The following is a 12,344-nucleotide window of genomic DNA, read 5'->3' on the forward strand; positions in this document are numbered from 1 at the left end:
AATACCGATTAGCCCCTTGTCTACATAATTGTAAAGAGTTCTAGTGCATACTACATCTTATCAGGCAACCTCTGTAGCATTAGAACGTACGCTAACTAATAAATTCAAATTAAATTCAGATATGGTTCGAGAAGATTCGTCAGCCTCTATGGCTGTGGCACTTAGAGAAGCGTTATTAAATATGTTAATGCATGCTAATTATTATGAAAGTGCGCATCTTCAAGCTTATGCAAAAATCAATTATTATGAATTTATAAATCCTGGAAAAATGAAAATACCAGTAGAGGATTTCTTTATTACAAATAAAACAGCAACGCGCAATCCAATCATTTCAAAATTATTTGTTCAATTAGGAAAGTCTGAAAGAGCAGGACATGGTGGAGAAAAGATTTTTGAATCTGCACAAATAAATAATTACAAGAATCCATCCATTGAAACAAATAATGTGGAAACAAAGTTAAAAATTTGGAATGTTGACTATGCTGATTCTTTTTCAGGAAAAGATATAAATGATAGAGAAAGAAGTATTTTAAAGTCCATTATCTCTACACCAACACATACTTTGGGAAGAAAAGAGATAGAAAAAAATACAGGATTGTCAAAAAAACAATCTATAGAGTCTATTAATCATTTAATTGAGATAGGCGCATTAATAAAGCAAGGTAAATCTAGATCTACAAAGTATGCTATACCATCTAGTCCCATGCAGGTATTAGCTCAAATGGAAGCAATGCCACAATTATATAGAAAGATTTTAGGACAATTGATGGATGATCGAAAAAATTGAAAATTTTTGTTCCTTTTTCGTTCCCTTTTCGTTCCCTTTTCGTTCCCTATAGTTCTATTACGTTCATTTACATTCTTCTACGTACATGCTATTTGGCTATAATAAATAAAATAGTTCACATAAATACTTAGAATAGATATCTTTGTATGTGATTTTTAGTAATTGTAAAAAACATGTTTATAGTTAATTTCTATGCTAATAAAGCCTTGATCTAATATTTCTGAAAAATATTAGTATCAAGGTTTTTATTTTATGTTTAGTTTTTTATAGCATTTTATTGAATATTGATATAAGCAGTAATGTTTTTTTAGAAAAGTCAAAATTGTTCCAATATGGATAATTTGGGTGGAACATAGTGATATAAATGATTTAACGTGATAAACTTTTTTCAGAAAAAGGAAGGTGGTGTCAAGAATGAGCACTGAAATAAATCGTTATATTGGTGGCAAAGTTAGATATTTTCGTCAAAAGAAGTCGATTTCAATTAAAGATTTTGCAAAGCAATTATATGTTACTAGATCTACCGTTAGTCGATATGAAACTGGTAAGAGAGGGATAAATCTTGATACATTGAGCAACATACTGAATATCTTAGAAATTAGTTTTGATGATATATTTCCTAGCAATCCAATAGTGCGTATTTTTAAAGAGTATAACTACAATGGAATATGGCCAATGAAGGTATACACAAACGAAATGGAACCAGTTATTCCAAAGAATAGTTATATTTTGGTGTTGAAGGGAACAGCCCATATACATAGCGGTGATATCGTTATTGCTTTAAACGAGTATAAGAGATTAGAGATTGTAAAAGTATATTTTACAGAAAATATATGGTTTGGAAAAGAGAGAATCCTGATGATGTAGAAGTATTACCTATTAAATATAAAGGTAATATTTTTGGGAAGATAGTTAAAGTAGCAGTGGATGTTGATTGAAATATGGGTAAGATTAGGAATTAAGGGTATATTTCTTTGAATGAAATGTTTATAAGCGGAAAGTTGGTGTAAAAAATTAGAGTACATTGAAAAGGTAGCCTAGTGTTGGGCCACGATAGTGTAGTTTAATTGTCACTAGGTTGCTTCATCTTATTAATTATATTCAAAACCGCTTAAATATAGAATTAACTTCGTATAGGAAGAATCACAAGCATGCCGTATACTTTAACTATAAATTTGTTTAAGGTACGGGGAAATAATGAATGAAGATAGATTAGTTAAGCTTAATAACGGTGAGACCATAGAAATTGTAGCAACATTTAAACATTATAAAAACGAAGAAATTATAGAATATTTAATTAGAACCAATACAGGTGAAAAGTATATTATTACTCAACATGAACTTCTGAAGTTGAAAAAGAAAAATAGAACTACAAAAGAAAAAATTATTTTATATAAAGAATATTTTTCTGGGCGATTAGATGTGTATGCACAAAAGTGGAGTAATGGGAAAGGCTATAGTCCAGCTCTGAAAAATTGGTGGGATTTTTATCAAGCAAGAAATGATGAGCGAGCCCTTTCACAATTAGTTAAGGAATATGAGCCGTATAGTGATAAAACAGTATATGATCAAATTGTAAATAATGATTCATATCATAGATATGGTATTTATCCTCTTCTAAAAGATAATTGTACTAATTTATTAGTTTTCGATTTTGATCAACACGAATCTTCAGATCCCGATCCTAGAGAAATAGTTAAAGCATTGATTAAAATATGCAGAAAATATCGAATAGACTGTTTACCTGAAATCTCACATTCAGGAAAGGGCTATCATGTTTGGATATTTTTTGATCATGTTTTGGCTGAAAACGCTAGGAAGTTGGGTACATTATTACTATTAAATGTTTTAGAGAGTACTGATTTAAATCTTGATAGTTTCGATCGTATGATTCCAAATCAAGATTCACTTGACAAAGGTGGATTTGGAAATTTAATCGCTTTACCTTTAAAGTGGGAAGATGTTCAAGAAAAAAGGTCGATCTTTACAGATGATAATTTACACCCAACGAATTCAAATGAATTATTTGATCAGTTGGCTTTGATGAAAAAATATTCTAAAGAAGAGGTAAAGCAATTAATTGGTAATATTAGTCATGATATGGGATTAATAATTGATAGTAATTTATTAAGTAGTTTAAAACAAGCAAATACTTATCCTCATACAGTATCTGGCTATATTACTGGTGAAATCTTTATAGAAAAAGCTGATTTAACACATAAAGAAGAATTAACCCTTTTAAGCTTAGCAACTTTTTCTAATCCTGAATATACTAAAAAACAAAGAATGCGAATGCCTACTTGGAATACGCCATCTTTAATAACTTTATCTACAATTGATCGAAAATATTTGCGATTACCAAGAGGATGCTTAACTGAATTAACTCAGAAATGTAAATGTAAGTTAAAGGAAAAATTCTCTACAATTACAAAATTAGATGTTAATTTTATGGGTTCGTTACGTAAAAATCAACAACTGGCGCTTAATAAAGTATTGTCAAATTCGTTATCTATGATTTGTGGTCATACTGGCTTTGGGAAAACAGTTGTATCTTTTGCATTAATAGCAAAGCGAAAAGTTCCAACTGTGATAATCGTACCTACAAAAAGTATTGCAAAACAATGGCAAGAAAAAGGTCGGAAATTTCTAAAAATATCAAATCAACCTTTTATGGAATTGACGCCTACTGGACGTAAAGTCAGTAAGAATAAAATTGAAATAATAACGGGAAGCAGAAATCATCCATCTAAATTGGTAGACATAATAACAATTCAAAAATTAGGCCGTATGACTGAAAATGAAAGAATAGAGTTCTTTAAAGATTATAATCAAGTTATTGTAGATGAATGTCATCATATTGCAGCTGTAACTTTTGAAAAAATACTTGCTAGTGCAAATTGTAAATATATTGTTGGTTTGACCGCAACACCGCAGAGAAAAGATGGCTTAGAAAAAATATTACACTTACGTTTAGGACCAATTGTTTATCAAGATGATGGAAAGCTAAATACAGAAAATATATTTTTGCATAGGTATCTTTATCCTCGTTATACTGAAATTCGCAGAATAGATAATTTACCAAACTCATATACTCAAAAAATTAATGAGTTAATCATAAATCATGATCGTAACGAATTGATTGTTAAAGATGTTAAAAAGTGTCTAAAAGATAAACGACACATCTTATTATTAAGCGAAAGAGTAGAACATCTAAAGCTTTTATATAAAATGTTACTTTTAGAAATTAAAGATAAAAGAATATATTTAGTGACGGGCAGCTTAGGAAATGTAACTAAAATTAAATTAGATCAACCTTGTGTTGTTTTGTCGACTAGCAAATATGTAGGCGAGGGGTTAGATTTACCAGAACTTGATACACTGTTTATAACATTGCCTTTTTCATGGAAAGGTAATACTAAACAATATTTGGGGCGTTTAGAACGAGGTTTAGATAAAAAAGATGAACTTCGAGTTTTTGATTATATTGATATGTCAGATGACATGTTTTTGAACATGTATAAGAAACGACTATCGATATATAAGCAGGCAGGATATGAACTTGTTTTAAATACATCAGGAAATGAGTATCAGTCTCAATATTTTGATTATCGTGATTATTTCCCAACATGGAAGAATGATTTAGCACAAGCTACAAGTATTTACATGAGAATGAAAAATGTCACACTAAGATTAATTAATGAACTTTTGAAAACTAATACGAAAGCAGATGTAACCCTTGTAGTACCAGATAGAATATTTAAGAAAATACAAGGAAAAGTTGAAAAAATTAAGTTACTCAAAACAGAACAAGTCGGGAATAATATTTGTATTTTTAATGATGAAATTTATTGGTATGGAGATTTGAATTTTGGAGATGTTGTTAAGCCATATATGACAGCGGTTCGAGTTTATAGCACTAATCTGGTGAGAAATTCTAAGAAAAAACGATAATTACGTAGAATTTTCCTCTAATCCACAATTCTACTCATAGAAATAAACTATAATGATATAATTACTATTATTATTAGAAATTTTCTATGAGGAGACAAAGATGAAATTAAAAAAGAGAATAGCAATTGCTATCACTGCAATTTTAATGGCATTGGGAACTATTGGGAGTATTTCTCAAGTGTCACAAAATCCAGCTAAGCCAATAATTACCCAAGCCGCAGTTTATCGAAACAAGATTTGGACTTCTACCAAGCCCAAAGTGATTATCGGCAATAAACGCTCACACATTTACCACGTTTATCGTCAAAGAAGATACCGCATGAACAGCAGTAACGCTGTTTACTTTAAGTCTGAAGCAGCTGCTCGCGCTGCGGGATATCGATTATCTAAGAGATAGAATTTGAATCTGATCAGGGGAGGATCCTCTGACAGATTTTTTATTTAAAAATATATTTAATGAATGTTGAAGCCGCCTATTAGCTTAAAATATTTGTTAAGATAAAAGTAAAAAGATTACGAGGTAAATTATGTCTATCATTCAATATGGTCAAAATATTTATAAAGAAATTGGCAATTATATATCTAGTAAAAGAATTACAACTTTTAATGATTGGCAACTTACTCAATTTACTTTAAAAAAGAAAAAGAAAAAATATTATCTGTTTGTTGAAATAGAAACCGGAATAACAGTTGTAACGTCTCGAATTGATAAAGATGAATTTCAAGCTAACCTAGTTAAAGTTGTATCAACATTTAATTATCTTACTTTTCAACAAAAAAATGATGTTTTGGATACAAATCTAACTAATGGCTTTACATTAGTTCATAATGATTTTATTAATAGTGACCTAACAAATTATATGCTTGATTATATTAAAAATAACTCTAGAAATCTTGAGAAGAAGATCCAATCTCAGCTTCGTGATACAAAGAAAAATGATGAGAATATAGTTTTATCATTGCTTCTTATGAACTTATCTAAAGAGCATTCCGCTAAGATTATTGAAACTATAGCTTGGAAAGCCAATAAGCTTTTTCCAGTTAAGACAAAACATCCTAGAGCTAATGTTAAGTATTGGGATTTAAAAGCAGAATTTATGGATCCTAATCATTGGGCAAGATATGAAAATCATGATATATCCAACAATGAGAAGGTAAGTAACGAAATAAGGCAAAACAACGATAAAATTATTGATCAATATTTAAGAAATCCAAAAGAAAATTTTCAAGGAGTTGGAATAGATCTTAAAGAACAATTAGTAGATTTTGTGAATAATTACTTATTCACTAGAGAATTAAGGTTTGTAAATAGTAATTTAGGTGATTTGAATTACTATATTTGGTGTTGCATTTATTACGGCATCGAAGCCAACGGAACCTTTTCTGCGGAACAGAAAAAATTAGCAACAGCTAATGTACTTACATTGTTCTACGATTTTTATCGTTTCTTAAGTAGAGTTGGATTAATTACTAAGGCTGATTTAAAGCGAGTGGATGATATTTGCCAAGAACAGTTTGAGATTTATACAGATAATTATTCACCTTCCGAGGATATAGATGAAGATACTGTTAAAGAGATATCTAAAAAGATCATGAATGATCCAGAAAAATATAGTAGAATTGCTAATGATCCTGATACGCCCGATCAGCTTAAGGTTTTAATAAACTCTATCTTGGAGCTTCTTGATGTAATTCCTGATTTTACAAAATACATGAAGTCTAAAGATAAAAAGAATGCTGGAAATGAAAACCAAAAACGTAATCATGCAGTTTATGAAATTCGTACAAAATTAAAGGGATTTAGACCTTCAATTTGGCGTCGCTTTATTATTAGTGGAAATAGTTCAGTAGAAACATTGATGCAAGCAATATTGCTGATGTTTAATGTGGGCTGGGGACATTTATATGATCTTTATAATCCTAAAGATGATGTTCATTATGAAAATCAAGAAGAAAATGATTCAGATATGGTTTTATCATATAATTCTGCGGATTCTGAAAAAACAAAAATATCTGTTTTTGATGAAGGCGATAAATTAACCTTAACCTATGATTATGGTGATAATTGGGAATTTGAAGTTCATATTAAGAAAGTGTCTTACAATATAGCAATACCAAAAAATCCTCAGATTCTTTCTGGAAAAGGTTATAGTATTATCGAAGATATTGGTGGAGTTTGGAGTTTACAAGAGTATTACGATACGCCAGAAAATAAACTTGATCCTGATCTGCTAGAGGAGGAAGGTGGCAGTAAGACTGATCTTGATGAATTTGATAAAGATGGGTTGAACGAATTATTGAAGCATCCACCTTACTCATATGATTATTTTTAATGTTTAAAGCTTATAGGTAAAAAATAATGCATTATTTTATTACAAGTCGGCAAGATTATCAGACTTCTGCGATTGAATTGGCCCAGGTGAAGCGGGCGAAGATCTTCGACGAATTGAAGCAGGAAAACAAGATCATCGAACTTGAATACAATTACTTCTTTGAGTCAGCCCACGACAAGCTTAAGAACGCGGATAAAGTGATCAATATGTATCATTTTTTCCAAAAGCTTCCTTATAAAAAAGCTTCGGCTGATCAAGCGACTGCCACTCAACTTTTGGACAAAACTAAGTATCATATCGATGGCGATACCGCTTATGATAATGGCAAAAAAGTGGCGCATCTTGTCTATTCTGGTGAACGGATTTACTACGTTGACTATTATGACCAATATGGCTTTACTATCAAGCGAGATTTCTATGACTGCGGAATTCTGAGTCACACCGAGTTCTTTGATGACAATGCGCAGCTTATCTTGCGGCAATATTATGATGAAAACCATCAAATCGTTTTGAGCGAATACTACCGTAAGGCCGGCGATCAGAAGATCATTTCTGCTGTTGAATTGCTATATCAAGGACAGCTTTATCGCTTTGATAATCGTGATGGACTCAGAGGATTTTTCCTTGATGAAATTGTCAAACAAGATCCGCAAGCTGTCCTTTATTGCGACCGCACTACCAGTATTGTGCCGGCTTTTGAAAAAATGAAGCTGAGTGTGCCAAGATACGTGATTTTCCACTCTGCCCTAACGCCAAGCGGTAATCCTAATGATGAACTGTACGATGTTTACAAACCGATCGCAAATCTTGTGGCAGACGGCCGCATCAACGGCTTGATTTCTTCAACAAAAGCCGAAGCTAGGGATGCCGCACGCATTTATCAGACCAACCATAGCTATGCGATTCCAGTAACTTACATTTCAGAAATTAAGCCTGTTTCTTACCTCAGTCGCAAGTTTGGCAATATTATTGCAGTTGCCAGAGTTGCTGCAATTAAGCAGCTTGATCAATTAATCACTGCGATCATTAAACTTCATCAGAAATATGATTTTGTGGAACTTTCAATCTACGGCAATACGACAGATGCTGCAACTAGTCAAAAGCTGCATCAGTTAGTTAAAGAACAAAATGCTGAAGACTTTATTCACTTTAACGGTTATGCCCAAAATCTTGATCAGGTTTATAACGAAGCACAAATAGAAGTGTTAACAAGTAGTTCAGAAGGCTTTGCCATGGCGGTTCTTGAAGCTCAAGCTCACGGTGTGCCCGTAGTCAGTTACGATATTAATTATGGTCCTTGTGAAATTATTGATGATGGAAAAAGTGGTCAGTTGATTGAACCAAATAACGTGAAGCAGTTAGAATACGTCTTGGATCAACTTTTGAGTAAACCGGAAAAATTAGCAGTTTTATCAGAAGGTGCATATCAGGCAGCCCAAAAGTACAGTTTTGAAAATGTGACTGAGAAGTGGCGCGATTTTTTAACTCAAGAAAAGATTCTAGATAATTAATTGCATACGTTATTTTGAGGTTGTAAAATATTACGTGAATAAAACTTGACATAAAGTATATCTTGGGGGACTTGGAAAAGATGAAAGATAGAGTAAGAAAAGCAATTATTCCTGCAGCAGGGTTGGGAACCCGTTTCTTGCCAGTAACTAAGGCAATGCCAAAGGAAATGTTGCCAATTGTTGATAAGCCCACTATTCAATTTATTGTAGAAGAAGCCAAAGAATCAGGAATTGAAGATATCTTGATCGTCACTGGGAAGAATAAGCGTTCAATTGAGAACCACTTTGATGCTAACCCTGAGCTTGAGCAAGATTTGGAAAAAACTGGTAAAAAAGAATTACTAAAACTAACACAAGAAATTACTGACTTGGGCGTTAATTTGTATTACACTCGCCAGCCACATCCAGCTGGTCTTGGGGATGCGATCTTTCGTGCACGCAGTTTCGTTGGGAATGAGCCATTTGTCGTTATGCTAGGTGATGACCTAATGAAGGACAAAGTTCCTTTGACTAAGCAATTGATTGATGACTATCACAAGACTCATGCATCAACTTTAGCTGTTATGAAAGTTGCACATGAAGAAGTTTATAAATACGGAGTAATTGATCCAGAGAATTCAGAATCTAAGGGACTTTACAACGTTAAACATTTTGTGGAAAAGCCAGCAGTTAAAGATGCTCCTAGTGACTTAGCAATTATTGGTCGTTACTTGCTTACACCAGAGATTTTCGATATTTTGGCAACGCAAAAGCCAGGTAGAGGTGGCGAAGTTCAGTTAACTGATGCTATTGATACTTTGAACAAGACACAACGCGTGTTTGCCCGAGTTTTTGAAGGAGAACGCTTTGATGTTGGAAATAAGGAAGGCTATCTTGAAACTTCTATTCAATATGGTTTAATTCATCCAGAAACTAGTGAAGCACTTCGCAATTACATCATTGAATTGGGCAAGAAGTTAGAAAAGAATAAATAACAATTAAGGCGATTCATAACGAATCGTCTTTTTACGTGCAGTCAATGAAAACAAATTGTTTCATTTGCTCTTTTTAGATTAAAATAGAAAGGTAATGCAAAAAACGGAGAGTGAGAATAGTTGGCTATTGATAGTTTAAGAGAACCCAATCCGGGTGATACGATCCGGGTTGTTTGTCCAGATAATTATGCGCCTTTGTATAGTGCAAATGGAGAGCGCTTAGGTGAAACTGCAGCTGACGGTACTACTGCAACGGTGCGCGAAGTTAAGGAAATTAACGATCAAATTTACTATCGTATCAGCAATCAGGATGTGTGGATTCCTAAGAGTTTCACTAATTGGGGACGTCCTGAAGTAGTAGAACGTCGGAAAAAGGAGACTGAAAGTCATAGTGTAACTCCGCTTAAAACTAAGTCACATAAAGGTTGGTGGATAACTGCTTTAATAATAATTATTGTAGTTTGCGGCGCAGTTGCACTTAGTCAAAATAGCCAATCGCAAACAAGTAAAGTCGTGAAGCATGAGCCTCAATCTGATTTAGTTAAGGTTGCTAAGAAAATGGGCCGCACTTCAGCTAATAAGTTAACTGATAAAGATATTGCGGCAATTGCTTTAGCTTACAGCAATCGAAAAGATGGAGGTAGCGATCTTGGGCAAGTTTATGAGCAGGCTAAGACTAAGCCGGTGAAAATTGCAAAGGCTGATAAGTACAAGTTTGGCGATTATCAAGTATCGGCTCCACAAAAAGGCGCAGTTTATGTTCTTTCACGCCAAACTGGCTATGTTGTAACGAATTTAACTAAACCAGAAAAAGCAGACCTTGTCTTTGTAAATGATCAAGGTCGACGCAAGCTTGTTTCACTACTTAATGCCGCAAAACTTGTGAATAAGGAAGATCTTACCCCGATTTCACAGAACATTGTGTTCACAAATAAATTGCCAGTGGCTAAAACTAAGAAAAAAACAGCCAAGAAAACTAAGACAAATGTTAATAGTTTGGCCTGGAATAGCACTAAAGAGAAGGCCTTAGCTAATTACATGGTCACTTTTGGTAAAATGATGCAGCAAAAATACGTTGAGTATCGCGGCAGTGGCAACCTAAAAACTAGTGCTGGACAAGAATATCCAGCTATTTTTCAAAAAACCCCCTTCATGCTTAACGGCAAGCGCATCTCTATTAGCTGGGATCCGCAATTAAAGCAAAACGTTGCATATCATGTAGTTTCGATTTTTAACTATAATCGCGGATCGGTAGAATTTCATATTACTTATTTGTTCTGTATCTACAATAATCAGCCAGTTGTTTTGTGTGATCAGACAACTAACGGGAGCAATGTTGTTGTAACAATAACAAAGAATAAAATTTTGAGTGAAAACTTCGCTAAAATTGCTAGATGATAGAAGGTGGAAAAATGGCAAAAAAGACAAAAAAACGCCACAGTGGTTTGATCATTACGCTCATACTGTTGCTTGCCGTTGGAATTTTTTATTGTTGGGGCAATATTTATTATGATCGCGATCGTCAAATTGACCGTATTGTAAACAGTTTGAGTGATCCAAGTCAGGATATGACGGATTATGTGACACCGTCCAATCCTGATATTAAGACTACTGCAGCCAGTCTTCGACCACTCCAACAATATTTTAAAGAAAATAAACAAGCAGCTCGCCGATTGGCTAAAAATTTACGTAGTGGTAAAGATACCGAACAGATCGAATTAGTTCAGCGTAGCAATCGTTTTTTGATTTTCCCAAAATATACAATTTTGGTACAAGTCTATCGACCACAAGTTGAGACTAACCACGCCGGTTCAACTTTGACTGTAGATAAAAAGAACTATGGCGTCATGGAAGGCGGAGATCAAAATTATTATCAAGATTTAGGTTTAGTCTATCCTGGTCGTTATCACGTAGCGGTTAAAACTAAGGTATCTGGCCGTAAATTGAAAGCAGATGCTGTCGTTAATGTTTGGTCTAATAAAACGATCAATATGACGATTAAGACAGGGACTTTCCAGATTAGAAGTGTGCCAAATGGTGTGGTTTATATCAATGATAAAAAAGTTAAAACACTCAATGACCACGGTCAGGCTACATTTAAGAATTATCCACTTGCAAAAGATACTGAGCTTTATATTCAGACAACTTATAATGGAAAGAAGATTAGATCTGAAAAGGTCCGTGACTTGTCCACATCGATTCGCAGTGAATTTAGTAGTAGTGATGACGATTCTAGCGACTATGGCAGTCAACCTTATGCGGGCAATAATACCAAGGATGTCTACCAAGATGTCGAAGGTGATTATATTGTTAATCCAATTTGGACAGGCTTAATCACGCGTGAAGATGCAGAAAAAATTCTGCAAGAAACTTATACTGAACCAAGTAGTGATAGCTTTGAAAATTGTAAATATAATGAAGATTTCAAGCCGCTTCAAAAAGAAGTGAAGAAAATTAAAAAAGGCAAGAAGAAGCTCAAAGTTTCTGCGCGAGTGATCAAGATCATGCCGGCTGGAGAAAACCTGAGTGATGTAACTTATCAACTTGTGTATAAATACCGTGAAAAAGGAAAGAAACACACTGAGAAAGTCACCTATAACAATGCAATTTTCCACAGTGTGAACAAGAATCAGTTAATTCGCTCACTAGGTGACAAAGAAAAAGATGACAAATAAAGAAAGAGTTCGAATTTCGAACTCTTTTTTAATGTCGTAAGAACTTGCGTAGCTTCTTCGTAAGCGTCAAAAACTGAAGTACTATTGAAAAAGTAGCTCGGCAATGATATGTG

At 33.5% G+C, this 12,344-nt stretch carries 9 protein-coding genes; all 9 read left to right on the forward strand.

The window, feature by feature from the left end; translation table 11 throughout:
• Positions 1-43 precede the first annotated feature (43 nt).
• Positions 44-787, forward strand: a complete 744-nt coding sequence (locus tag FC46_RS08775) for an ATP-binding protein (protein ID WP_083478048.1) — start codon at positions 44-46, stop codon at positions 785-787.
• 414 nt (positions 788-1,201) lie between these two features.
• A complete protein-coding gene (locus FC46_RS08780) occupies positions 1,202-1,654 on the forward strand; it encodes a helix-turn-helix domain-containing protein (RefSeq protein WP_057799877.1) in 453 nt (150 codons plus the stop codon).
• A 330-nt stretch (positions 1,655-1,984) separates the two neighbouring features.
• A complete protein-coding gene (locus tag FC46_RS08785) occupies positions 1,985-4,738 on the forward strand; it encodes a TOTE conflict system archaeo-eukaryotic primase domain-containing protein (protein ID WP_057799879.1) in 2,754 nt (917 codons plus the stop codon).
• 100 nt (positions 4,739-4,838) lie between these two features.
• Positions 4,839-5,135, forward strand: a complete 297-nt coding sequence (locus FC46_RS08790) for a sunset domain-containing protein (protein ID WP_057799881.1) — start codon at positions 4,839-4,841, stop codon at positions 5,133-5,135.
• Between the two features lie 130 nt (positions 5,136-5,265).
• Positions 5,266-7,071: a plasmid pRiA4b ORF-3 family protein gene (locus FC46_RS08795; protein WP_057799883.1), complete on the forward strand. Its 1,806-nt coding sequence runs from the start codon at positions 5,266-5,268 to the stop codon at positions 7,069-7,071.
• Positions 7,072-7,097: 26 nt separating this feature from the next.
• Positions 7,098-8,582: a glycosyltransferase gene (locus FC46_RS08800; RefSeq protein WP_057799886.1), complete on the forward strand. Its 1,485-nt coding sequence runs from the start codon at positions 7,098-7,100 to the stop codon at positions 8,580-8,582.
• A gap of 80 nt (positions 8,583-8,662) precedes the next feature.
• The gene (galU, locus tag FC46_RS08805) at positions 8,663-9,556 is read left to right on the forward strand and encodes a UTP--glucose-1-phosphate uridylyltransferase GalU (RefSeq protein ID WP_057799888.1); all 894 of its coding nucleotides are present in this window, start codon (positions 8,663-8,665) and stop codon (positions 9,554-9,556) included.
• Positions 9,557-9,676: 120 nt separating this feature from the next.
• Positions 9,677-10,954 carry a DUF4767 domain-containing protein gene (locus FC46_RS08810; protein ID WP_057799890.1) on the forward strand — a complete coding sequence of 426 codons (1,278 nt, stop codon included), beginning with the start codon at positions 9,677-9,679 and terminating at the stop codon, positions 10,952-10,954.
• Between the two features lie 14 nt (positions 10,955-10,968).
• Complete coding sequence (locus FC46_RS08815; RefSeq protein ID WP_057799892.1) at positions 10,969-12,231, forward strand: TcaA 3rd/4th domain-containing protein; 1,263 nt, start codon at positions 10,969-10,971, stop codon at positions 12,229-12,231.
• The last annotated feature ends 113 nt before the right edge of the window (positions 12,232-12,344 follow it).

It is taken from the genome of Lactobacillus kalixensis DSM 16043 (assembly GCF_001434335.1).
In the GTDB taxonomy this organism is placed as follows: Bacteria; Bacillota; Bacilli; order Lactobacillales; family Lactobacillaceae; genus Lactobacillus; species Lactobacillus kalixensis.

What these genes read in the sequence shown, in the direction of transcription:
- FC46_RS08790 (WP_057799881.1), top strand. Translation starts at nt 4,839, where the DNA reads ATGAAATTAAAAAAGAGAATAGCAATTGCTATCACTGCAATTTTAATG.
- galU (WP_057799888.1), top strand. Translation starts at nt 8,663, where the DNA reads ATGAAAGATAGAGTAAGAAAAGCAATTATTCCTGCAGCAGGGTTGGGA.
- FC46_RS08815 (WP_057799892.1), top strand. Translation starts at nt 10,969, where the DNA reads ATGGCAAAAAAGACAAAAAAACGCCACAGTGGTTTGATCATTACGCTC.
- FC46_RS08795 (WP_057799883.1), top strand. Translation starts at nt 5,266, where the DNA reads ATGTCTATCATTCAATATGGTCAAAATATTTATAAAGAAATTGGCAAT.
- FC46_RS08780 (WP_057799877.1), top strand. Translation starts at nt 1,202, where the DNA reads ATGAGCACTGAAATAAATCGTTATATTGGTGGCAAAGTTAGATATTTT.
- FC46_RS08800 (WP_057799886.1), top strand. Translation starts at nt 7,098, where the DNA reads ATGCATTATTTTATTACAAGTCGGCAAGATTATCAGACTTCTGCGATT.
- FC46_RS08785 (WP_057799879.1), top strand. Translation starts at nt 1,985, where the DNA reads ATGAATGAAGATAGATTAGTTAAGCTTAATAACGGTGAGACCATAGAA.